The organism is Exiguobacterium oxidotolerans JCM 12280 (genome assembly GCF_000702625.1).
In the GTDB taxonomy this organism is placed as follows: domain Bacteria; phylum Bacillota; class Bacilli; order Exiguobacteriales; family Exiguobacteriaceae; genus Exiguobacterium_A; species Exiguobacterium_A oxidotolerans.
Window position 1 is genome coordinate 305,079 of sequence record NZ_JNIS01000001.1, and the last position, 23,797, is coordinate 328,875.

A 23,797-nucleotide genomic window follows, 5' to 3' on the forward strand; every position below is an offset into this window, starting at 1 on the left:
CCCCCTTTTAGGTTGCCTAAATTGATTGTCGGTTTAAAGTGGTCCAGAGATCCCTTGTTTACGGATCATCATGAAGTGGGCCCCGAGCAAGACGAACAATGCCGCAGGAAGGAAGAAGACGTGAATCGCAAAGAATCGAGCAATCGTACTTGCACCGACGATTTCTCCACCCGCGAGGAGCGTCTTCGCGATGCCACCGATGACCGGTATGCTTTCCGCGATTTGAATCGTAACTTTCGTCGCGAACAATGCTTTCATGTCCCAAGGCAACAAGTATCCTGTTAGACCAAGTGCTAAGACAACGAAGAACAAGAGGACACCGACGACCCAGTTCAATTCACGTGGCTTTTTGTATGATCCTGTGAAGAAGACGCGTAATGTATGTAAGAACAACATTACGATGACGACTGATGCGCCCCAGTGGTGCATCCCACGAACGATTTGACCGTGCGCTACTTCGTTTTGAAGGTAGTACACGGACGCATGGGCGTTGATGATATCTGGTACGTAATACATCGTCAAGAACATCCCTGAAAGAATCTGGATGACGATTGTAAAGAACGTCAACCCACCAAAACAATAAACGAATGCTGAAAAGTTATGGGCAGGGTTTACGTGTTCTGGAACTTCATGATCGGCGATATCTCGCCAAAGCGGAGTGATGTCAACCCGCTCATCAATCCAATCATAGATTTTTTGCATCATCGCTTACGCACCTCTTTCGACTGGTTTACCTAAGTAGAGGAAACCATCTTTCTCTTGCATTTCATATTCATCAAGCGGCTTCGTCGGAGGCGTTCCTGGTACGTTGACGCCATCTTTCGTGTACCGTCCGAAATGACATGGGCAATAGAATTGCTCTGGGTGCGTCGGATCTGCTCCGAAACTGACTTGGCATCCTAAATGCTTACAGATCGGTGATAGTGCGAGAATTTCGCCTTTATCATTTTTGAAGACCCATGCTGATAGTGTTTCTTCGAAATCATACCAAGCATCCTGTGTTTGCTTCTTGAAGTCGACCCGTTTTGGTTCTGTCGTGATGTCCGACAACTTCATTACTTTTACTTTATCGCCTGATCCTGATTTCTTCAGGACCGGATCAACTGCGAAGTTGACCATCGGCATGACCATCGTCGCTGCCATAAAGCCACCGACTCCAGTCAGTGTATACGTCAAGAATTGACGACGTGTTACGTTAGACCCGTTTTGAGCCATATCGATCCCCCCTTGTGATGTACGCCGTGCCCCAAGACCACTGTACTTCACACAAATTTCTCACATGGTAATAGTATCTTAATAAAATCATCGCGTCAACCGCTTCATAGCGCGGTCCAACGGTTTCCTAACTGTTCGAGAACTTGTCCTACAAAATTCCCGACCATCTGACCTTGCTGGTCGCGACTCATCGTCTCGAGCGATAATCGTGGAACATAGACGATGTCGTCGACCGCTGTGTCTTTCCAGCGTAAATCTGCCGTAATGAACGTGACAAAACGGAATTGTTCGGCAGATGCCGCTTCCCGCCAACCGTTCAATTGATCGAGTGACGGTATCCCGACATATGTCATTGCTGGAAGGAGCATCGCCCGACCGGACAGTTGCCGCTCGACTTCTGACGCAACCGTCAGTGTCATGTCAGCACATTCCGCAAAAGCATGCATCGATTCATCAAATCCGATCGGTATCAATGGGACGACCAACGTATCGATATACGCTTGTTCGTTTCTCGTCCTTTGAACATCGGATGGTTTGAAACGCAAATCATTTCCCCCTTTCCTGTTCACTTACATTTCGTCACATTTAATGTATCATATCCGCTTTTATTACTGCTCGCTTAATGTGAACGTTTTATGAAATTCCGTTCTATTTTTCTTCATATTTAGGTTTTTTTCAAACTCTCCAAAAAATCATCCTCTTCTTTATCCGAAGAGGATGACTGTAGACGAACGTGTATGAAGATTGAAAAGTGTATTTTAGTTATTGGAGTTGGCTCCGAATCGTCCTCAGTTCTTCCGAGAGTGATTGAAAGCGACTCCGATCGCGTGCATCAAGTGCTTCATCAATCAAACGAATCAATCGCTCTTCCTCTTGCCGATTGACCGTCGCCGCGATGAAATTCATCGCTTCGTCCGCTAATCGTGGTTCAACAGTGACCTCCGGACGAAACGGGTTCTCTTCGAGTAGGGACAAGTATTCATCATCCATCATCATCCCTTGAAAATTTAACTCGATATAAATCGGTTCGTCCGTCAATCGGATGTCATGATAGGCCTTTTCCGGGTCAGTCGTTTTAACCTCACCTTTTTTAAAGAGAAACGGTTCAGCGTCAAACCCGTATGTCGTCATGATGATTGCTTTTGGCGCGAACATCGCATTTTGAACAAAATGAACTTGATCCAGTTTCGCATCATTACGAAGCCAATAATCAAGGATCCATTTGGATTCCCGACGCTTCAACGTGTAATAGGTCAAGATGCGGCGCAAGAAACGCTGTTTTCTCTCTGTCATCTCAATCCTACTCCCTTCTCCAATCGAATCAACTATCCATCCGTTCGACATAATCGACGAGATCAGCATCTTCTGGAGCGAACATCGCTGCCCGACGCAACAATGCTTGCCCCTCTTCGCGTCGTCCTTCTTCAACCAATGCGAAACCATATTCTTTCAAGAAGAGGGCATCATCCGCGAATGCAGATTCCACTTGAGCATACTGCTTCATCGCATTCGTATAATCTTCCAGCGCATAAAGTGATCGAGCACGGTACCACGTCAAGATTGGTGCCGTGACGTGTTCTTCGATTGCTGAAATCGTTTCAATCGTCGCCTCATGGTCCTCATCTTCAGCGAGGAGCGCAAGTAAACGTTCCGCAGCGAGCAAGGATTCCGGGTTAAGGGCAAGAGCTTCACGTAAGGCGTTGACACTCCCTTGGCGGTCTCCTAGCTTCAAGAGGAATAAAGCTTCCATCGTCCGGAGCTCATCATTATAATCGTCTCGCTCCATCCCTTGCTTGATGACATTCAACGCTTCCTTCGTCAAGCCGAGTTCTGCTTGACTCTCGGCGTAAGGCACGTAAGCCGACGTATAATCGGGATCTTGAGCAATCAGTTGTTGGAACGTTTCGACCGCTTTTTGGTGTAGTCCGACGCGGTGGGCGGTCATCGCAAGTCCAAACAGCGTATGCAAGTCAGACCGTTCCGCGACTGCACGTTCATATAAGGGAATCGCTTCTTCGAATTCACCAATCATTGCGAGCGACTCAGCGTATAGGGCATCCAGTGGTAATTCTTCTCTTAATGCCGGAACAGCTGCAATTTCAGCGAACAACGGGACCGCTTGATCAAATGCTCCAAGTGTCATATAGAGTTCAGCCAGTCCGTAAGCGAGCAACGGTTCATCCGGCGCAAGTGACCGTGCCTCTTTTAATTTCGCGAGCGCGACTTCGTCGAGTCCTTGTGATTGATAGAGGTCTGCTAACAACACTAATGTCCGAGGTCCATTTTCGCTATCCGTCTTATCGACTTGTTCAAGGACGGTGATTGCTTCTTCTTCTCTGTCAAGATCGATATAACATTCGGCAAGCAATAAAGCGACGCCAGCATTTCCCGCATAATCGACGTAAAGAGGCGATAAGATATCGACCGCCCGGTCCGATAGTCCGAGTTCGATGTAAAGATCTGCGACAGCTAAGCGATCCTCATCGGTCCCCGTCTTTTCAAGTTGTTCGAGTGAAGCTAACGCTTCCGACGTATGGCCGTGTTCTAGCCCTTCGACGATTTCTTTTAATACCTGTTCGTTCAAGGCAAACGCCTCACTTTCTAAATTCAATTCGGAACTTATCCGTTCCCGTTATCTTGCAGTTTCTTTAAATCATCATAGAACGTTGGGTAGCTGACTTCAACTACTTCATTCCCGTTCACTTGAATTTCTTCGTTCAATGTCTTAGCAATCGTCAACATCATCGCCAAACGGTGATCACCGGCACTGTCGACCTCCGCCCCTTTTAATGACGTCGGGCCTTCAATCGTCATCCCGTCTGCCGTCGCTTCAATCGACGCACCGAGTCGGCGGAGTGACGCGACGACCGTCTCAATCCGGTCCGTTTCTTTGACGCGTAACTCCGCTGCATCGCGAATAATCGTCTTTCCTTCCGCTTGCGTCGCGAGTAAGGCGAGGAGCGGGATCTCGTCGATCAACGAAGGGATTTGTTCTCCTTCAATCGTCATCGCCTGTAAGGAAGTCGATTCTACCGTCACATCCGCGACTTCCTCCCCTGCCACTTCCTGCCGGTTCGAAATTTTGACGCTCGCGCCCATTTGTCGTAATACTTGTAAAAATCCGATCCGGGTCGGGTTCATGAGTACGCGTTCCGTCGTGATGACACTGTCCTCGCCAATCGCCGCCGCCGTCCACCAAAAGGCAGCCGAAGATGGATCGCCCGGTATATCGACCGTCGTCGCCGTAAGTTGAACAGGACCTTCGACACGAATATGCCGTCCGTCTTCAAAGTCATCAATCGTCACATCGACACCGAATTGCGGCAACATCCGTTCCGTATGATCGCGTGATAAGATCGGCTCAATCACCGTTGTCTCACCTGTCGCAAATAACCCCGCTAGTAAGACCGCACTTTTCACCTGAGCACTCGCGACCGGTAAGGTATACGTCGTTCCGACGAGCGGTTGCCCCTGAATTCGTAACGGAGCGTAGTTCCCTTCGATTTTCGCACCAAGCTGACTGAGAGGAATCGTCACCCGATCCATCGGTCGTTTTTTTAACGAATCGTCGCCCGTCAATTCATACGCTGCCTCGCTACCAGCTAAAATACCGCTTAGTAGTCGAATCGTCGTTCCGGAATTCCCACAATCAATCTGTGCTTCGTTTAATGCAGTCGTCCCTGTAATCTGAATCATTTTTTCAGAACGCTCGATTTTCGCACCAAGTGCCTCAACCGCCTTCAGTGAAGCGAGACAATCCGCTCCTTCGAGTGCATTCGAAATCGTCGTCGTCCCGTTTGCAATCCCACCAAATAAAAAAGCACGGTGTGTCATTGATTTATCGCCGGGTACTCTGACCTTTCCCTTTAATCCCATTTCAAGCACCTCACAGTCATGTCATAGGCGGACAATAATAGTCCCACCGGAATTTCCTCTAAGTTAAATTTCCCGTTTTCTGCTAAGACGAATCGAATCGACTGATTATTTTTTTTATCCCGTTTCATATAGTCGAAATAGACCTCGAAAGATTGCCTTTTTGGTAGTTCGACACCTAAACGCGTCAACAATTGAGCCAGTTGATTTGCTTCGACGACTTGTCCCTCTAACATTTTGGCAAAGACTAAACCGATTCCGACTGCCTCACCATGCGCGAGACGCTCACTCGCATACTCGACGGCATGACCAAATGTATGCCCATAATTTAAAAAGGCACGGATGCCTTGTTCTTGTTCATCTTGTTCGACGATTCGTTGTTTGACGGAAATTCCTTTCGCAATCCAGGATTCGAGTGGCAACTGTTTCATATCGGACAGTTTTAAATCCATCAGTTGATCAGCAAACGGTTCCGCTGCCAATAGACCATGTTTCAACAATTCAAAAAAACCGCTTCTCCACTCGCGGTCCGGTAATGTTTTCAGAAAAGATACATCGTAGAGAACGGCACTCGGTTGATAGAACGCCCCGACCAGGTTTTTACCGAGCGATAGATTTAGCCCGACTTTCCCACCGACGCTCGAGTCATGCGCGAGTAACGTCGTCGGAATTTGGATGAACGGAATGCCTCGTAGAATCGTTGCTGCAACGAAACCGGCGAGATCTCCAATCATTCCACCACCAAATGCCAGGATGACCGTACGACGGGACACTCCTCGTTCAATGCCTTCATGAAGCAAGTCTGCATACGTTTCGAGCGACTTACTGCTCTCGCCTGGTACGACAGTACTCGTCATCCAGTTTGTTTTCGGAAAAAGAGTCGTGACGTGTTTGATCAATGTCTCTAAATGAAGGGCACTGACCGTTTGATCAGTGATAATCCAAAATCGATCCGCTACCTGTGCTTCTTCGACTTCCGCCAAGTGTCGCAACGCACCCGGCTCGATGTGAACCGGATACGGGCGACTCGCTTTGATGCAAAGATGCGTCAAAACAGACGCACCTCCTCCTTGTAATCCGCTATCGTTTGTTTTAATCGATCCATCGTCGAACTCCCGAACATTTCGAGAATCGCGGCTGCGACTTCGAATGCGACGACAGCTTCGAGAACGACAGCTGCTGCGGGCACAGCACACGCATCACTGCGTTCAATTTGGGCCGTGAACGGCTCTTTCGTTTCAATATCGACCGATTGCAGGGGTTGATACAATGTCGGAATCGGCTTCATCGCTACTTGAACCCGGATCGGCATTCCTGTCGACATCCCACCTTCAATTCCGCCTAAGTGATTGGTTCTGCGGGAGTAACCTGCCTCACTATGAATGATTTCATCTTGGACCGTACTACCGGGACGACGCGCCAAATCAAAACCATCACCAAATCCAACCGCTTTCATCGCATTGACACTGATGACAGCTTGGGCGATCCGACTGTCTAACTTCATGTCATTTTGCGTAAATGATCCAATCCCCGGAACAAGTCCCGTGACGATGACTTCGACTTCACCACCAAGTGTGTCACCGTCTTTTTTAGCTTGATCAATCGCACGCATCATCTGTTCAGTCGCTGCTTCATCTGCACAACGGACGGGAGAAGCTTCAATCAACTCACGCCGCGTCGTCGGATCAACGGCTTCAGCATCAACGCCACCGATTGATCGTACATGGGAAAACAAATCGACATCGAGCTGTGCCAACAGTTGTTTCGCGATTGCTCCAACGGCAACTCGGGCCGCCGTTTCTCGAGCAGAGGAACGTTCGAGGACATCACGGAGATCACGATGACCGTACTTCAAGCCACCTACAAGATCCGCATGTCCTGGGCGTGGGCGTGTCAATGTCCGCGGACGTTCAAGCGCTTCCTCGAGCGGTTCCGCCTGCATGACTTGTTTCCAGTGCGTATGGTCTTTGTTTTCAATAAACAGACTGATTGGCGCCCCCGTCGTGTAACCGTGACGAATTCCACCCCGAACATCAATCGCATCCTGTTCGATTTGCATCCGCCGTCCACGTCCATAACCACCTTGACGTCGTGTCATTTCAGATTGAATTTTTTCGAAATCGATTGTTAGTCCGGAAGGAACACCATCGATGATGACGGAAAGTCCTTTTCCGTGTGATTCTCCAGCTGTCATGTAGCGCATACGCTTCATCCCTTCACGTCGTTAAATTTTTTCATAAAAGAAGCTTTGCTTCATTTTTAGACCAAATCGTTCCGGTTGAAAAATTTGTTCCGTTCCGCCGACGAATAAAATGCCCCCCGGTTTTAACGCATCCACAAAAGAGCGATAGACGTGCGCTTTTGCTTCTTCTGTAAAGTAAATAAGTACGTTACGACAGATGATTAAATCAAATCCACTGTCATAGCGATCCCCTAACAAATTATGTTTACTGAAACGAACGAGCCGTTTGATTTCTGGAGCGACCTCATATTGTTGATCCTGTTCGATGAAATATCGTTTTTTTCTTGATTCGACGACTTCGTTCAAGGCTGAAATGCCGTATCGTCCTTGCTTCGCTTTTTCAAGAACGATCTCATCTAAATCGGTCGCTTGAATCGTGAATTGGGCAGGGTCCATCACTTCATTCAAAATCATCGCCAGCGAATAGGGCTCCTCCCCCGTCGAACAAGCTGCGCTCCATGTTCGAATCCGACCATGTGCACGTGCCTGCAACACCGGAAGAATATCTTGTTCGAGCTGTTGCCAGCGAATCGGATTTCGGAAGAATTCACTAACATTGATCGTCATCCGGTCCAAGAACTCTTCATATAAGGTCTCGCTTTTTTCCATTGCCTGCATATACGAGGCGAACGTATCATGTCCTTTTTTATCGCGTAAAGCCGTCAAACGTCGTTTCATTTGCGCTTCTTTATATTGTCCTAAATCAATTCCCGATTTTTTTAAGAAACGTTGGATGAAAAGCTCGTAATCGTCCATAGTACACCTCACTGGTCCTCTCTATCATCGGTCACACACATGTCATGACCCTATCTTATTCTCTATAGTAGCATAAAGCCATTTCCTTTCCAAAATACAAAAACAGACGATTGAGCAATTGCTCAATCGTCTGTTTGCCGTTCGTTTCATTATGCGTTTACTGGTTGTCCTTGAAACCAAAGTCCAAGTTCACGCTCCGCACTTTCGACGCTGTCTGAACCATGGATGACGTTCTCGCTCATCGTGTTTGCGAAATCTCCCCGAATCGTCCCTGGTAGCGCTTCTGTCGGTTTTGTTTTTCCAATCATCAAACGTGAAACAGATACGGCATCCGTTCCTTCGACACGAAGTGCGACGACAGGACCAGACGTTAAGAAAGTGACCAACTCTCCAAAGAATGGTTTCTCTGCGTGCTCTGCATAATGTGCTTTCGCCAATTCTTCAGACGCTTGCATCATTTTCATTTCACGTACAACAAATCCTTTCCGTTCGATCCGGCCGATGATTTCCCCAATCAATCCGCGTTCGACACCATCAGGTTTTACCATTAAAAATGTTTGTTCCATTTTTGAGTCCCCCTATGAAATGCTTTTAGAAAAGCGCTTACATAGTAAGTTTACTCGTAAACGGATCGAGCGGCAAGAAATTTTTGACAGTTTTTTATCAAAATCAGGCGAGAATACGCCCACTTCTAAACGATTCGGGTGAAACCCTAGTGAAAGTGGGAGATGAATCGCCACCCTCTCTTTCGGGTATATCCGTTGTAAGGTGGTGAACATCATGCTGACACACAAGGCCTACAAATTCAGAATCTATCCGACAAAAGAGCAGGAAATCCTGATTGCGAAGACAATCGGTTGTTCGCGCTTCGTCTTCAATCACTTCTTAGCGAAGTGGGATGAGACGTATAAAGCGACAGGTAAAGGATTGTCCTACGCGTCTTGCTCAAAAGAACTCCCGTTGTTGAAGCAGGCGTTCGACTGGCTGAAGGAAGTCGATAGCACGTCTGTGCAGACCAGCGTCAAGCATCTTGCCGATGCCTATGACCGCTTCTTCAAGAAGCAGAACGAACGGCCCCGCTTCAAGTCAAAGTGCAACCCCGTTCAATCGTATAAGACGAACATTCAAGGTAAGTCTCAACTTCCAGAAGTCTCCATCGTCGGCAACAAGTTAAAACTCCCGAAGTTGAAATGGGTGCGTTTCGCCAACTCGAGGCAGGTCGTCGGGCGCATCTTGAACGCGACCATCCGACGTAACGCTTCAGGAAAATACTTCGTCTCCCTGCTCGTCGAGCAGGAGAGCAACGAAATGCCGAAGACGGGCTCATCCGTCGGCATCGATGTCGGACTCAAGAACTTCACCATCCTGTCGGACGGCACAGTGTACAAGAATGACCGTTACTTCCGTTCGCTTGAGAAAAAGCTGGCGCGCGAGCAACGCAAGCTTTCTCGCCGTCAACGGTTGGCCTTGGACAAGAAAGTAAAACTTTCCGAGGCAAGGAACTATCAGAAGCAAAAGCGGAAGGTTGCCCGCATCCACGAGAAGATTGCCAACAAGCGCACCGACTTCCTGCACAAGGTATCGACCGAGATCGTCAAAAACCACGACGTCATCGGCATCGAGACCTTGCAGGTGAAGAACATGCAGAAGAATCGCAAGTTGAGCAAGTCCATCTCTGATGTCAGTTGGTCGGAGTTCTTCCGCATGCTCGGATACAAGGCGGCATGGTACGGAAAGGCCGTCGTGAAAGTCGGCAAGACCTTCGCCTCTAGTCAACTATGCTCCAGTTGCGGACATCAACACAAAGACGTGAAACATCTTGGCTTACGTGAATGGACATGCCCAAGTTGCGGCATCCATCACGACCGCGATGTGAACGCAGGACTGAACCTCAAACAAGAAGCTGAACGCATTTTAGCTTCTTCAACCGTCGGGACGACGGGGTTAGCCTGATCACTTTTCGACCGTTAGGTCGGATGACTCAGGAATCCTCCACCTCTAAGCGAAGCGTAGGTGGAGGTAGTTCAACCTTTTCGTTTTCCAACATAACGTGCGACTTCTTCAAGTGAACGCTTTGCAGAAGACTTCGGTAAATGCTCTAAACGACGAATCGCTCGCTTAATGTAGAGATCGACGGTCTGTTGTGTCCGTTCAAGTGCGTCAGACGCTTGCAGACGATCAAGAAGTGGCGCGACTTCTTCGTGGGAGGGCATCTCCTGAATTTTGACGAGTTCCTCGAAAAAAGCTGGATTTTCTGAGGCATAGAAAACTGGCAACGTCTTATGCCCATGTCGTAAATCTTCTGCGACCGGTTTACCAAGCTCGACCCGGTTCGCCGTGAAATCCAGTAAGTCATCCGCAATTTGAAAAGCAAGACCGATGTCACGCCCAAATTGCCGCAATGCTTTTGTGTCCTCTTTCGAACAATTGGCGACGATGGCTCCTAGATGACAACTTGCCTCAATCAAGATCGCCGTTTTCCGCTCGATTCGTTTAATATATCGTTTAATCGATTGATTCCAATCGTATTGATCATAAATTTGTTCGATTTCACCCTCACAAATTTCGCGCATCGCATGGACCATGACTTGGACGAGTTCCGGTTTCCCGATTTCTCCAATCAATTTGACTGCCTCACCAAACAAATAGTTACCCGAGTATAATGCAACTTCTTCATCAAAACGTTGCATGACGGTCGGCTTTCCACGTCTCAGTTCGGCATCATCGATGACATCATCATGTACGAGTGATGCCATGTGGACCAGTTCAAGACTTGCCGCGACACGGACCAGTTCATCCCGGTCTGCTTGACCAAACTTCGAAGCGAGTAAAACAAAGGCTGGACGAATCCGTTTTCCCCCTGCTTGCAAGAGTTGTTGCCCCGCAGCATCAATCGTCGGTTCTTCGGACGCAATATGATTGGTTAAGAATCGGTCGACTAAATTCACTTCTTTCGTTACATCTCGATAAATTGAATGCAGTGACATCTCACCACTTCTTCCCGAGGTGCATCGCAGCCGCCCCACCTGCAAACGCCTTTACTTCGACCTGCATGAAGCCAGCCTGCTCAAATAATTGCTTTAATTCTACACGATCGAGGAACACTTCCGTCGATTCTTGAAGCCAGTTATATTGATCAAATGATTTTGCAAACAAACGACCGACTTGTGGCATGATTTTGCCAAAGTATAACGAATAGGCTTCACGGAAAATTGGTGCCGTCGGTTGACTCGTCTCAAGACATACGACTGTTCCACCTGGTTTTAAGACACGATGCATCTCTTTGATGACTTGGAGATAGTCCGGAACATTCCGTAGTCCAAACCCAATCGTCACGTAGTCAAAGGAATGATCACCAAAAGGTAAGTCCATCGCGTTGCCATGGATCAATTCGACGTTTTTCATGCCTAACGCCTCGACTTTATCGACTCCGACTTTAAGCATGTTTTCAGAGAAATCGAGCCCTTTGATTACACCTGTCGGACCAGCCGCTTTCGCGAGTTGAATTGTCCAGTCAGCCGTTCCGCAACATAAATCAAGACATTTCGCCCCCGGAAATACATCCATCCGTCGCATTGTTTCTTTTCGCCATAATTTGTGCAAGCGGAAACTGATGATGGAATTCATCTGATCATAATTTGTCGAAATTGATTGAAACACTTCATAAACTTTCTTTTCTTTTTCTTGTGTCTGCACGCAGTTCACCCTTTCAAGAATATTACGCTACTGCCATTTGTTCTAAATGTGATAATAGTAGTTGTTGCGCTTCATGATCGAGCAACTCGGCCTGTTTCCGAATGATGCGTTGCCCTTCTCGTGTTAACCAATCTTGACCGCTGATTGCCGCCAAACCTTGAACGAGTCCAAATTCCGCCGTCAGCCAGAGCAAGACGTAATCTTCTGTCGACGTATAATTTCGTTCATGGATCGAACATTTTGCTTCATTTACACGCTGTACGGTCCGTCCTAACGTCACGAGTGCCGTTTGAGGGAGCGACGCCAACTCTTCAAAAAAGTAAGTCGAAAAAAGATCTCCCGCCAATACGAGCAATTGTCTTTCTTTTGATCCTCGTTTCGTTTCACCTACTCGTTCATGTAAGACAAGTGCGACCTTCGCAAAATGTACGCCCTTTACGAGCGCCTGCCAATCCAATGTCTCGTTTTGAGCGACATCAATCAACCAACTGATCTGTTCACGATCGATGGAAGGGAAATCCACATGTCGAGCTAGTTGAGTCGTCTGTTTGTTGTTGAGCGCAGTAATGATTTCTGTCATGAATAGCTCTCGTTGGTCCATGCTTTTACCCCCCGATCTCCAGTGCCATCTCGTTGATGGATGTTCTTCTTTTTTAATATACCATAATCATCGCTTTTTCACGCCTTTGAATACCCACAAAAAAAAGCCGTTCGAGGAATTCCTCGAACGACTATGTAGCCAAATTACTTGACTGCATCTTTCAATGCTTTACCCGGTTTGAAGGCAGGCACTTTGCTTGCTGGGATTTCGATATCTTCTTTCGTACGTGGGTTGCGACCTTTACGAGCGGCACGTTCACGGACTTCGAAGTTACCAAAACCAATCAATTGGACTTTTTCTCCAGATTGGAGTGTCTCAGTGATTGATTCGAATGTTGATTCAACAACTTTAGTCACGTCTTTTTTTGTAAGACCTGATTTTTCGACAACCGCTTGAATGAGTTCAGTTTTGTTCATTACTTTCACCCCCTCCCAATCGCTTCTTCGAGGCTAATCATACCTTATAAACGTTGCTATTACAACATTTTCGTCATAATCCCTCTCAATTTTCTGATTCTTCGATCGATTCCTCAGAAAACGTAGGTTCGCCTTTTTCGTTAATTGTATAGCTTTGAGAGTATGCCGGGACAAAAGGTTGATCATCATACAGTAAATGACGAATATCTTGACCGACTTTTGGTTTTTTCTTCGCAGTTTCAACGGCTTTCTTCAATTCAGGAAGATAGTTGACATACAACTGCCCTTGACCGTCGACATAGATGTCCAGTTCCGTATCGGAATAAGGACTTGGAATCTTCGGTTCTTCCTTAATAAACAACTTTTTATAGTCGAGTGTGAATTGATTTTTACCAATCGAACCTTTAAATGGATATTTTTCATTTTTCTTTCGGTACGTATCGATACGCACCTGTAGCTTCTGGAGTTCTTCCGCAACAAGTAAATCCATCAACTTCACAGTCGGTTTCTCTTCCACATCGACTAACAAGTAAATGAACGTTCCACCACCTTCGAAACTATTCGGTGGAGGATCACTCATATAACGAGGAATCAAGCGTCCGAGTTCAATTTGATACCGCTCCATCAAAGGCGTATCTGCGTCTCTTGTTTTGATCGGTAAGACACCAGTATCTTTTTGATACGCGTCAACAGCATCTTGAACCGTTGCGATTTGTTGCGGATAGGGTATCCGGTTCGAAGGTTTTTGACTATCCGGGAAGAGACATCCCGATAACAACATGACAGGCACCAACATGAAAAGAACGACTAGCTTCTTCATGCGCTCGGACCTGCCATGACGATGAACACCATAATAATGGAAGCTACAATAAAACATAGGAAGGCAAGGGTCGAGAGCAAAAACTGCCAAACCCCTGTCAATTTCGTTCGACTGATTGTGACGAATAGGACGCTAATCGCAAATAACCCGATTCCGCCAAACGAAATCCACATTTTTAATAATCCAGGACTCAAGGTTTCCACCCCACTCCGTTAATCTTTCGTCGTAAACAGATGTTCAATTTCATTTTTTTGCGGGCGTTGCATCAACTTCCGTACTTCTTCTTCCGGTGTGTGACCATCGAAAAGGACATGGTAGAGTGCCGTCGTGATTGGCAGCTCGCACTGTTTCGCTTCTGCCAAATCGTAAGCAGCTCGAGTCGCACGAACTCCCTCAACGACCATCCCCATGTTTTCTAATACGGTTTCGAGTTTTTCACCACGCCCGATGGCATTCCCGGCTCGCCAGTTCCGACTATGGACTGATGTACAGGTCACGATCAAATCACCCATCCCCGTCAAACCGGTGAACGTCATCGGTTTAGCACCAAGCAATGTACCGAGACGCGCGATTTCTACCATTCCACGCGTAATCAATGCTGCTTTCGCATTATCTCCATATCCTAAACCGTCCGTCATTCCTGCAGCTAAGGCAATGATATTCTTCAAGGCGCCACCAAGTTCCGCTCCGATAATATCCGCGTTCAAGTACACCCGGAAGTTTTCATTCATGAAGAGTTCTTGGACACGACCGGCCTCTTCTAAATCTTCAGAAGCAATCGTCACCGTCGTCGGTTTACGTAATGCAACCTCTTCTGCGTGTGACGGTCCTGTCAAAACACAGACTGCTGAACGTTTTGCGGGATCGATTTCTTCTTCAATCAACTGAGACAATCGTAAGTGCGTCTTCGGTTCAATCCCTTTCGACGCATGAATGAGGACGACGGGTTCTGTTAATCGTTCGTTTAACTGGCGTGCGACGCCACGAATCGCTGACGAAGGCGTCACAATCAAAATATGCGAAGCACCTGCTACAGCATCATCTAAATTCGTCGTTGCCCGTAAAGAAGAAGGCAATGCCACACCAGGCAGAAATTGTGTATTCTCATGATTTTCATTAATGGCATCAACATTTTTTTGATCACGGCCATAAAGAATGACGTCATGACCATTATCTGCTAAAACGAGTGAAAGCGCAGTTCCCCAGCTTCCAGCTCCAATGACTGCAATTTTTTTCATCATGATTTTCACCCTGCCTTATTGTTTTTGACGTGCCAAAATCCGAATCGGTGTTCCAGTAAAATCAAATGCTTCCCGGATTCGGTTATCGAGATACCGTTTGTATGAGAAGTGCAAGAGCTCTGGATCGTTGACGAACAAGACAAATGTAGGCGGACGCGATGCCACTTGTGTCGCATAGTTAATCCGTAGACGAACACCCTTATCCGTCGGCGCTGGATTCATCGCGACTGCGTCGACGATAACATCGTTCAAGACGCTTGTCTGAATGCGTTGGGCATGACTTTTCGCCGCTTGATTGATGACAGGGAGCAATGTTTGAAGACGACGTTTCGTCTTCGCAGAAACGAAAACGATTGGTGCATAGTCGAGGAAGCGGAATTCTTCACGAATTTCTTCTTCCATTTTCTTCATCGTTTTATCATCTTTTTCGACAGCGTCCCATTTATTGACGACGATGACAATCGCACGTCCGGCTTCGTGGGCATATCCGGCGACTTTTTTATCTTGTTCGATGATACCTTCTTCACCGTCGAGGACGACACAAACGACGTCAGCTCGCTCAATGGCTTTTTGGGCACGCATGACACTAAAGCGTTCTGTCGATTCGTAGACTTTCCCACGTTTACGCATACCTGCTGTGTCGATGATGACGTATTCTTGATCGTCACGTGTAAACGGTGTATCGATTGCATCACGGGTTGTACCAGCGACACTTGAGACGATGACACGTTCTTCACCGAGAATCGAGTTCGTCATACTCGACTTCCCGACGTTTGGACGACCAACTAGGGCAAACTTAATTGTATTTTCGTCGTATTCGATGTCTTCTTTGTTTGGAGCTAGTTCGAGGACACGATCAAGCATGTCTCCGAGTCCTAGACCATGCGTTCCGGAAATCGGATATAAATCGCCGAATCCTAATGAGTAAAATTCATACATTAAATCACGCATTTCAAAGTTATCGACTTTATTGACCGCGATAACAACTGGTTTATTTGAACGGAACAACATGCCGGCGACTTCTTCATCGGCAGCCGTAATCCCTTCGCGTCCATTGACCATAAAAATAATGACGTCCGCTTCATCGATTGCAAGCTCCGCCTGATGACGCATCATTTGAAGTAAGGGCTCATCCCCGACTTCGATTCCACCTGTATCAATCAAATGAAAATGACGATTGAGCCATTCTCCAGTTCCGTATATACGGTCGCGGGTAACACCTGGCTTGTCTTCTACGATCGAAACCCGATCTCCAATCACCCGGTTAAAAATCGTCGACTTTCCGATATTTGGGCGACCTACGATCGCCACTACTGGAATTGCCATCCCAACACCTTCTTTCTCTTCTCTCGCTTCATAGCCGTTCTATTGTATCAAATCAAGCGCGCTTATACCACATCTAACCGAAACATAAAAAAAGCAGACACGAATCGTGTCCACTTTTTGTCAAAATTTATTCTTTTGCGTCCGAGTCTTTATCAGCGAGGTCCGCTACCGAAAACCCTTCATTTTGATCCGTATATTGAGAATAGTCATCTTCATCCGTCTCTTCTTGTTCTAAGACACGCGTCGAAAGGGAAATCTTGTGTTCATCTAAGTGAACCTCAAGAACTTTCGCTTCGATTTCTTGTCCCTCTTCAAGCACTTCCGACGGCGAACTAATATGACGATTAGCGATTTGAGAAATATGGAGGAGACCTTCGACTTGCGGTGCAAGTTCGACGAATGCTCCGAATTGAACGAGACGACGGACACGTCCTTTGACGATGTCACCCGCTTCGATTTTCCCTTCCATCTGTTGCCATGGACCTGGTTGCGTCTCTTTAATTGATAGCTTGACCTTTTCTGTATCGCGGTCGACACCAAGTACTTTCACTTCGACTTGTTGCCCTTCCGTTACGATATCAGACGGTCGTTCGACACGATGATGCGCCATTTCAGAAATGTGGACGAGTCCGTCAACACCACCGATATCGACAAATGCACCAAAATCCGTCAAGCGTTGGACAGTTCCTTCAAGGACTTGACCCACTTCCAAGTTTTCAAGCGTCTCTTTTTTCTTCGCATTAAGCTCGCCTTCGACGACCGCTTTATGTGAAAGAATGACACGATTTTTTTCTTGGTCGAGCTCAACGACCTTGACTTCGATCGACCGACCGATGTAGTCAGAAAAATCTTCTACATAGTGACGTTCGACAAGTGAAGCTGGAATGAATCCACGTACGCCAATGTCGACGACGAGACCCCCTTTGACGATGTCTTTGACGACAACTTCAAATATTTCAGCCGATTCATATTTCGCTTCGACTTCTTCCCATGCTTTCAAGGCATCAATCTCACGTTTTGAGACGACGACTTCTTCGTCTGTAATCTTCTTCACCTTTACTTGTAATTCATCACCGACTTTTAGCACACCTCGTATGTCATCCAAATGGAGACTTGAGACTTCGCTAATCGGCAGGATTGCTTCTGTCTTATATCCGATATCAATGAGTGCTTGCTTGTCTTCAATCTTCACGACCATCCCAGTAACTACCTGGTCCCGATGAATTTCAAAATCAGGCATATCTTTCATTTCTTCGACCATTCCAACACAACCTCCTCACGATGAGTACAAGAAACGTAATAAAATACGTTTATCCTTCTTTTAACTTCTTACAATTCTGACTATTTGTCAAGGTTTTACACGTGATTGTAGTAGACGGTTTTAATTTCTTCGAGAATTCGTTCTGAAATCGCTTTTGCGGCACCGCGTTGATCACGTAAATCTTCGATATTGACTGGTTTGCCGATTACGACCCGCATCGGCTTAAACGGGCGATAGTTGCCGATGATCGCGACAGGAACAATTTGCGCCGGAGATCGGAGTGCAAAAAATCCGACACCTGGTTGCGCTGCCGTGAACTCACCTGGAGCAGACCGTGTTCCTTCTGGAAAAATTCCGACGGTTTCGTCCGTTTTCAATAATTCAATCGTTCGTTTTAAAGCTTGACGATCGCCCTGTCCACGACCGACCGGATACGTCCCCGCTGCCGTCATCAATTGCTTTAAACCCGGAATTTTAAACAATTCTTCCTTCGCCATATAACGAACCGAGCGGCTCGTCGGAATCGCGCTGACTAAAAAGACAGGATCCCAGTTCGAGCTATGATTCGCACATAATAAAATCGATCCGTCCTTCGGTAAATTCTCTTTCCCGGTCACTTTCAGTCGAAACACGGTTTTAGCGATGATGAGCACGACGAATCGTGCTAACCGATAGGCGGAGTCTGTTCGTTTCATTTCAAGACTCCTTCCGCAAGTTCTGTCAGACGGAGGACGACTTGATCAATCGTTAAGTCTGTTGTATCGAGATAAATGGCATCTTCCGCTTGTTTGAGCGGCGAAACTTCTCGTTCACTATCCCGCTTGTCACGCAAGGCGATTTCAGCTTGCAACGCCTCTAAATCACTCTCCATGCCACGTGCGACGTTTTCACGGTGACGACGACCTGCCCGCTCTTCGACTGTTGCTGTCATGAAGACTTTCAGTTCAGCATCTGGTAAGACGACTGTACCGATGTCACGTCCATCCATGACAATACCGCCTGATTCTGCTAAGCGGCGCTGCATCTCGACGAGTGCCGAACGTACTTGAGCATGTTTTGCGACGAATGAGACATTGTTCGTCACTTCGCTCGACCGAATCGATTCTGTTACCTCGCGCTCGCCAATAAAGACACGTTGCCCGTTTTCCCCTGGTGTTAAACGAATATCAAGTGATGTCATTAACTCACCTAACTGTTGTCCATCTTCGAGATCGATTCCTTGCTCGAGTGCTGCGAGCGTTACGGCCCGATACATTGCCCCTGTGTCGATATAGACGTAGTCAAGATGTGCTGCTAACTGTTTAGCAATTGTGCTTTTTCCGGCACCAGCTGGCCCGTCAAGTGCGATTTGAATTTTAGTCATGTTTTTCGTTCCTTCCGTTTGAACCATTTTTAAGCGGTTCATAGTATCGACCGTTATCATAGCAAAAAAATAGACTTAGGTGAATGAATTCGTGCCACTCCGCGAATTTTTCATTTGCGCCTGATAACAGTGCCGTAAGACGAGTTCACGACTTCGATCATGAATTTGTGTAAATTGAAAGGCGAGTTCGTAACGTTCTTCGCGTCGATCGACGCGAACCAACTCACCTAAAACGTCAAGTGTATGGGTTCCTCCATGTTCGGCCGGTAGTAAAAACGTCAATTCAACCTCGTCTTTTAGTTCAATCGGTAAATGATTCGCTAAGATCAATATTCCACCTGCTGATAAATCAAGCGAGACCGTCGTGAACGGTTCGAATTTAGTTTTATGTGGATGAAGTGCGACGTCCAAAAGTAACGGCACACGTACGAACTGACGACGTTGAACACGCTCAACCTGTTGGTCGGTCGGGCGTCTGATTGCATATCGTTGTCCACGAAGTGGATCATTTTGTCGTTCGACGATTTCCGATTCAAAGCCATACAACCGTCCCTTTTCTTTAAAAAAGTAAACGTGAATCGATTCATCTTCTGATAAAATAAACGTTTTTAGCGTATCCGCCTCACTCGGCGCTTCCATCCAGATTAAACGGTTCGTCACAGCCGTGACCTTCGTCCGACCTTGTCGATCTTCACTGTTGCGTACCATTATCAAATCACCTGTTTGCATCATGTCACTCTCTCCCAATCCATTCTATTCAATTACTATTTTTTTTGTATCGATGATTCAAACGATTCGCACTCTTAACTTGGTAAAGGCCGACTCCCCATAAAATCACCATAAAAATAATGGGCAACAAAGAAATACCACCATTTTCCAATATTAACAAATTAAACATACTATGCGCAATCATCGGAACGATTAAGGACAGACTTAGCCAACGATTCGGGTAAATCGAAAATTTTGCACGCCCCATAAAGAAGCCCATTAGAACAGCAAAGAGTGCATGACCCGATACAGGAAGCAACGCTCTGAATATCATGTGTTCAACCGTCCCATTGACCATTAAATATAAAATATTCTCAAGCGTCGCAAAGCCGAGCGAACAGGCGACCGCGTAAATGATGCCATCATAATAATCATTGAAACGTTGATGGATATATACGGTATAAAAAACAATAAACCATTTCGCAAATTCTTCCGTAATCGCCGTTCGAAACAGACGAATCGATTCATCTCCCCCAAATTCAGTCTGAACGACGTAGTCGATGAACATCAATGAAAACACAAGTAAAATGCCAAAAATGAAACTCCGTAAAATATAACCAACGGGTTCAGCTTCATGTTCATGGCGGAGATAAAAATAAGTAAGTAGTGCAATTCCCGGGGCAATTCCTGAGAAAACGATCGATAACACGTCTTTGCCCCCTTCCTATTCCTTAAGGATAAAGGTTTCTTCTGGAAAAGAAAACCGAGTCCATTGTATATCCGAAAAAAAAAGGTACAATTATGGATGAAAATGAATAGTCGGCTTTTAATGTCTGACTATCGAACGAATAGACAGGAGGCTTTTTATGAAAAAATTACTATTAGTCCATACCGGAGGCACGATCGCGATGGCACAAAATCATTCCGGTCACGTTCTGCCGAATGACATCAACCCACTTGATGCTTCATTGCCACGTGCGACCGACATCGCGGACATCACGACACGCCACTTCGCGAACCTTCCTTCACCACACATCACACCGGACATCATGCTCCGTCTCGCACACTTCATCAAAGAAGAACTGCAGGCAGGGTATGATGGCGTCGTCATCACGCACGGAACGGATACGTTAGAAGAAACAGCTTATTTCTTACAGTTGACGATTGGTGCTCCAATCCCAATCGTCTTGACAGGTGCGATGCGTTCATCAAATGAAGTCGGTTCAGACGGTGAGTTCAATTTGATTACGGCATTGCGTGTAGCCGTCAGTGATGCTGCTAAAGGAAAAGGGGTTCTCGTCGTCTTTAACGGAGAAATCCACTCTGCTTTCAACGTCACGAAAACGCATACTTCTTCTGTCGATACTTTTAAATCTGTTCATTTCGGTAACTTAGGGATGGTCACGAAAGATCATGTCTATTTATTCAATACACCTGTCTTAAAACCAACGCACATGGTGACGAAACTAACAAAACGTGTCTCCGTCCTAAAAGTTTACGCCGGGATGGACCCCGACCTTTTAGTTGCTGTCGGTGAACTTGGTTATGATGGTCTAGTCCTCGAAGTACTCGGGCAAGGAAATGTGCCACCGAGTCTGATGGATGCGATTCGTCAGCTGACTGAACAAATGCCAATCGTCATCGTCAGTCGTTGCTTTAACGGCATCGTCCAAGATGTCTACGGATATGCAGGCGGAGGGCAACAATTAAAAGAACTTGGTCTGATTTTCTCGAATGGTCTGAACTCACAAAAAGCTCGCTTGAAATTGATGATTGAGCTCGAAATCGAGGCTACACACCCTGAACTTGAGACTTCATTTCAAGTCGAATGATCTATCACTAATAAAAATAACCGTTTCCCTCCTCGGGAAGCGGTTATTTTTTTAGCGATCGAAAAGAACGCTTATCGCATCGTTTCACGAGCAAGTCGATTCGCAAGACTCGTCGCAATCAATTCTCCATGAAAACGACCGTTCTCGATAAATATTTTATTGGCGTCATATCCTGCAGCGACGACACCTGCAATATAAATGCCGGGAACGTTTGACTCCATCGTTTCCTCATTGAAGTCCGGAATTCCCGTTTCTCCATCAATCATGATACCGGCATCCGCGAACAAACCAACATCCGGCGTGTAACCTGTCATCGCAAAAACAAAATCCGCTTTGATTGAGGTCGCTTCTCCTTGTTCTTTATAATGGACGTGCGTCGGTGTGATGGAATCGATCGTTGCGTTAAACACCATCTTGACCTTCTCGGCCCGTACGAGCGCTTCGAAGTTCGGGAGGACCCATGGCTTAATCGACGGACTGTACGCTTCACCACGGTATAACAGCGTGACATGTGCACCTGCCTTTTCAAGTTCAATTGCGGCATCGACACTCGAATTTTTTCCACCAATGACGACAACGTCTTGTCCGAAGAAAGGATGACCTTCTTTAAAATAATGAAAAACGTGCGGTAATTCCTCGCCTGGTACGTCCATTTTATTTGGCAATCCGTAATAGCCTGTCGCTAAGACGAGTGCCCGTGCCTGGCGCGTCACCGTCTCCTCCATTCGCGACGATACGACTTCGAACCCTTCACCATCCACACGTTTACTGATTCGTTCCACCGTCTCAAACGGACGAATCGTGATTTCTTTCCGTTTAACGACTTCACGATAATAGACGAGTGCATCTTGGCGTTTCGGCTTAAGTTCCTTGTTGATAAACGGAACACCACCGATTTCTAGTTTTTCGCTACTCGAAAAAAATGTTTGATGCGTCGGATATTGATAAATCGCTTCGACGATATTTCCTTTTTCAATGACTTCGACAGCTAATCCACGATCTTGCATCTCGATCGCTGCCGATAACCCACACGGCCCTGCACCAATGATGAGACAATCCAGCATAATCTTTTCTCCTCTTCCACGTGCTTTTTTTTTATCTTAGCAAACATGAGCAAACGAAGAAAGAATTTAAATTAGACAAAAAAAGTCCACTCCTGTAAGAAGTGAACTTTTTTCAAATTAAACCCAACCACGGAAACGTGAGGCTTCCGCCATTTTGCGAACGCCTACCATGTAGGCAGCGAGGCGCATATCAACATTTCGCGTATGCGATGTTTGATACACTTGATTAAACGAGTTCACGAGTACTTTTTCAAGCTTTTCATGCACTTCTTCTTCCGTCCAGTAATACCCTTGGTTGTTTTGCACCCATTCAAAGTAAGACACTGTTACGCCACCACTTGAGGCCAAGACATCGGGAACAATCAAGATTTCACGATCCGCGAGAATTTTCGTCGCTTCATTCGTCGTCGGACCGTTGGCTGCTTCGACGACGATTCGCGCTTTAATGTCATGCGCATTATCTTCCGTGATTTGATTTTCAATCGCTGCCGGAACAAGAATGTCACACTCTAATTCGAGCAGTTCTTTATTTGAAATCGTATTTTTGAAGAGCGTCGTCACCGTCCCGAACGAGTCGCGACGATCAAGTAAATACGGAATATCCAGGCCGTTCGGATCATGTAACGCCCCATACGCATCACTGATCGCAATGACTTTCGCCCCTAAATCATGCATGAACTTCGATAAGAAGCTCCCTGCATTACCAAACCCTTGAACGACGACGCGGGCTCCTTCTAATGTAATCCCTTTTTTCGCAGCAGCTTCCCGAATCATGATGGCGACCCCTTTAGCTGTCGCAGTCTCACGTCCGTGGGAACCACCGAGTACTAACGGCTTTCCTGTAATGAAGCCTGGTGAATTGAATTCATCAATCCGGCTGTACTCATCCATCATCCAGGCCATGATTTGTGAGTTCGTGAAGACATCAGGTGCTGGAATATCTTTTGTCGGACCAACGATTTGACTGATTGCTCGGACATAGCCGCGACTCAGACGCTCGATTTCCCGGAAACTCATCTCTCGTGGATCGCAAATGATCCCACCTTTACCACCGCCGTATGGTAAATCGACGATTCCTGCCTTCAAGCTCATCCAGACGGATAGCGCTTTGACTTCAACTTCCGTTACGTTCGGGTGGAAACGGATCCCACCTTTCGTCGGCCCGACAGCATCATTGTGTTGCGCTCGGTAGCCGGTAAAGATTTTTGTTGACCCATCGTCCATCCGAACTGGAATCCGAACCGTCAACATTCGCAACGGTTCTTTTAATAATTCATACATTTCATCCGGGTAACCCAACTTCTCAAGAGCTTCTTTTACGATTTCCTGTGTTGCTTCAAGTACGTTTTTCCGATGATTCGCATGTTGTTGGTCAGTGATCAT

Annotated in this window: 27 protein-coding genes; 2 read left to right on the plus strand and 25 right to left on the minus strand. The window is 46.6% G+C overall.

The features are described 5' to 3' along the window. Window positions 1-33 precede the first annotated feature (33 nt). The 10 genes from qcrB to ndk all read right to left on the minus strand — a co-directional run bounded on the left by qcrB (window position 34) and on the right by ndk (window position 8,652). Window positions 34-705 carry a menaquinol-cytochrome c reductase cytochrome b subunit gene (gene qcrB / locus P403_RS0101665; protein ID WP_012370658.1) on the minus strand — a complete coding sequence of 224 codons (672 nt, stop codon included), beginning with the start codon at window positions 703-705 and terminating at the stop codon, window positions 34-36. Between the two features lie 3 nt (window positions 706-708). After that, window positions 709-1,215 carry a ubiquinol-cytochrome c reductase iron-sulfur subunit gene (locus tag P403_RS0101670; RefSeq protein WP_029330633.1) on the minus strand — a complete coding sequence of 169 codons (507 nt, stop codon included), beginning with the start codon at window positions 1,213-1,215 and terminating at the stop codon, window positions 709-711. 104 nt (window positions 1,216-1,319) lie between these two features. Then, entirely contained in the window at window positions 1,320-1,760 is a 441-nt protein-coding gene (locus tag P403_RS0101675; protein WP_029330635.1) for a DUF2487 family protein, read from the minus strand. Window positions 1,761-1,977: 217 nt separating this feature from the next. Beyond that, window positions 1,978-2,508, minus strand: coding sequence for a ReoY family proteolytic degradation factor (locus tag P403_RS0101680; RefSeq protein ID WP_029330637.1), 531 nt, complete (start codon window positions 2,506-2,508; stop codon window positions 1,978-1,980). Window positions 2,509-2,536: 28 nt separating this feature from the next. Further along, a complete protein-coding gene (locus P403_RS0101685) occupies window positions 2,537-3,799 on the minus strand; it encodes a tetratricopeptide repeat protein (RefSeq protein WP_029330640.1) in 1,263 nt (420 codons plus the stop codon). Window positions 3,800-3,834: 35 nt separating this feature from the next. After that, the gene (gene aroA, locus P403_RS0101690; RefSeq protein ID WP_029330642.1) at window positions 3,835-5,091 is read right to left on the minus strand and encodes a 3-phosphoshikimate 1-carboxyvinyltransferase; all 1,257 of its coding nucleotides are present in this window, start codon (window positions 5,089-5,091) and stop codon (window positions 3,835-3,837) included. Further along, the gene (gene aroB / locus P403_RS0101695) at window positions 5,082-6,140 is read right to left on the minus strand and encodes a 3-dehydroquinate synthase (protein WP_029330644.1); all 1,059 of its coding nucleotides are present in this window, start codon (window positions 6,138-6,140) and stop codon (window positions 5,082-5,084) included. Before aroB ends, aroA begins: the two co-directional genes overlap by 10 nt. After that, window positions 6,137-7,291, minus strand: a complete 1,155-nt coding sequence (aroC, locus tag P403_RS0101700; protein WP_029330647.1) for a chorismate synthase — start codon at window positions 7,289-7,291, stop codon at window positions 6,137-6,139. Before aroC ends, aroB begins: the two co-directional genes overlap by 4 nt. Window positions 7,292-7,312: 21 nt before the next feature. Beyond that, window positions 7,313-8,086 carry a CheR family methyltransferase gene (locus tag P403_RS0101705; RefSeq protein WP_029330652.1) on the minus strand — a complete coding sequence of 258 codons (774 nt, stop codon included), beginning with the start codon at window positions 8,084-8,086 and terminating at the stop codon, window positions 7,313-7,315. A gap of 149 nt (window positions 8,087-8,235) precedes the next feature. Beyond that, window positions 8,236-8,652: a nucleoside-diphosphate kinase gene (gene ndk, locus P403_RS0101710; RefSeq protein WP_029330654.1), complete on the minus strand. Its 417-nt coding sequence runs from the start codon at window positions 8,650-8,652 to the stop codon at window positions 8,236-8,238. Between the two features lie 214 nt (window positions 8,653-8,866). On the opposite strand from ndk, the gene tnpB reads away from it, so the two are divergent. Beyond that, window positions 8,867-10,039 carry an IS200/IS605 family element RNA-guided endonuclease TnpB gene (gene tnpB / locus P403_RS0101715; RefSeq protein ID WP_029330656.1) on the plus strand — a complete coding sequence of 391 codons (1,173 nt, stop codon included), beginning with the start codon at window positions 8,867-8,869 and terminating at the stop codon, window positions 10,037-10,039. 71 nt (window positions 10,040-10,110) lie between these two features. Here the strand turns inward: tnpB and P403_RS0101720 are convergent, their stop codons facing one another. From P403_RS0101720 to prsW, 13 genes are all read right to left on the minus strand, one after another. Beyond that, window positions 10,111-11,073 carry a polyprenyl synthetase family protein gene (locus P403_RS0101720; protein ID WP_029330658.1) on the minus strand — a complete coding sequence of 321 codons (963 nt, stop codon included), beginning with the start codon at window positions 11,071-11,073 and terminating at the stop codon, window positions 10,111-10,113. 1 nt (window position 11,074) lies between these two features. Next, the gene (locus tag P403_RS0101725; RefSeq protein ID WP_029330660.1) at window positions 11,075-11,782 is read right to left on the minus strand and encodes a demethylmenaquinone methyltransferase; all 708 of its coding nucleotides are present in this window, start codon (window positions 11,780-11,782) and stop codon (window positions 11,075-11,077) included. A gap of 22 nt (window positions 11,783-11,804) precedes the next feature. Further along, the gene (locus P403_RS0101730; RefSeq protein WP_029330662.1) at window positions 11,805-12,383 is read right to left on the minus strand and encodes a heptaprenyl diphosphate synthase component 1; all 579 of its coding nucleotides are present in this window, start codon (window positions 12,381-12,383) and stop codon (window positions 11,805-11,807) included. A 143-nt stretch (window positions 12,384-12,526) separates the two neighbouring features. Then, entirely contained in the window at window positions 12,527-12,799 is a 273-nt protein-coding gene (locus P403_RS0101735; protein ID WP_012370671.1) for an HU family DNA-binding protein, read from the minus strand. An 85-nt stretch (window positions 12,800-12,884) separates the two neighbouring features. Further along, window positions 12,885-13,619, minus strand: a complete 735-nt coding sequence (locus P403_RS0101740) for a hypothetical protein (protein WP_029330664.1) — start codon at window positions 13,617-13,619, stop codon at window positions 12,885-12,887. Further along, entirely contained in the window at window positions 13,616-13,813 is a 198-nt protein-coding gene (locus tag P403_RS0101745) for a DUF2768 domain-containing protein (protein WP_029330666.1), read from the minus strand. Before P403_RS0101745 ends, P403_RS0101740 begins: the two co-directional genes overlap by 4 nt. An 18-nt stretch (window positions 13,814-13,831) precedes the next feature. Further along, a complete protein-coding gene (locus P403_RS0101750) occupies window positions 13,832-14,857 on the minus strand; it encodes an NAD(P)H-dependent glycerol-3-phosphate dehydrogenase (protein WP_029330668.1) in 1,026 nt (341 codons plus the stop codon). A gap of 18 nt (window positions 14,858-14,875) precedes the next feature. After that, window positions 14,876-16,186: a ribosome biogenesis GTPase Der gene (gene der / locus P403_RS0101755; protein WP_029330675.1), complete on the minus strand. Its 1,311-nt coding sequence runs from the start codon at window positions 16,184-16,186 to the stop codon at window positions 14,876-14,878. A gap of 127 nt (window positions 16,187-16,313) precedes the next feature. Further along, window positions 16,314-17,447 carry a 30S ribosomal protein S1 gene (gene rpsA / locus P403_RS0101760; RefSeq protein ID WP_029330677.1) on the minus strand — a complete coding sequence of 378 codons (1,134 nt, stop codon included), beginning with the start codon at window positions 17,445-17,447 and terminating at the stop codon, window positions 16,314-16,316. Window positions 17,448-17,542: 95 nt separating this feature from the next. Continuing rightward, on the minus strand, window positions 17,543-18,142 hold the full coding sequence (locus tag P403_RS0101765; protein ID WP_029330679.1) for a lysophospholipid acyltransferase family protein: 600 nt from the start codon (window positions 18,140-18,142) through the stop codon (window positions 17,543-17,545). Continuing rightward, a complete protein-coding gene (cmk, locus tag P403_RS0101770) occupies window positions 18,139-18,810 on the minus strand; it encodes a (d)CMP kinase (protein ID WP_029330681.1) in 672 nt (223 codons plus the stop codon). Before cmk ends, P403_RS0101765 begins: the two co-directional genes overlap by 4 nt. A gap of 75 nt (window positions 18,811-18,885) precedes the next feature. Then, window positions 18,886-19,542, minus strand: a complete 657-nt coding sequence (locus tag P403_RS0101775) for a flagellar brake protein (RefSeq protein ID WP_029330683.1) — start codon at window positions 19,540-19,542, stop codon at window positions 18,886-18,888. A 25-nt stretch (window positions 19,543-19,567) separates the two neighbouring features. Beyond that, a complete protein-coding gene (prsW, locus tag P403_RS0101780) occupies window positions 19,568-20,227 on the minus strand; it encodes a glutamic-type intramembrane protease PrsW (RefSeq protein WP_029330685.1) in 660 nt (219 codons plus the stop codon). 157 nt (window positions 20,228-20,384) lie between these two features. Between prsW and P403_RS0101785 the strand changes: the two genes are divergently transcribed. Continuing rightward, window positions 20,385-21,350 carry an asparaginase gene (locus P403_RS0101785; RefSeq protein ID WP_029330686.1) on the plus strand — a complete coding sequence of 322 codons (966 nt, stop codon included), beginning with the start codon at window positions 20,385-20,387 and terminating at the stop codon, window positions 21,348-21,350. A gap of 71 nt (window positions 21,351-21,421) precedes the next feature. Here P403_RS0101785 and P403_RS0101790 read toward each other — a convergent pair whose 3' ends face one another. Then, entirely contained in the window at window positions 21,422-22,414 is a 993-nt protein-coding gene (locus P403_RS0101790; RefSeq protein ID WP_029330688.1) for a YpdA family putative bacillithiol disulfide reductase, read from the minus strand. Between the two features lie 117 nt (window positions 22,415-22,531). Then, window positions 22,532-23,797, minus strand: coding sequence for a Glu/Leu/Phe/Val family dehydrogenase (locus P403_RS0101795; RefSeq protein WP_029330690.1), 1,266 nt, complete (start codon window positions 23,795-23,797; stop codon window positions 22,532-22,534).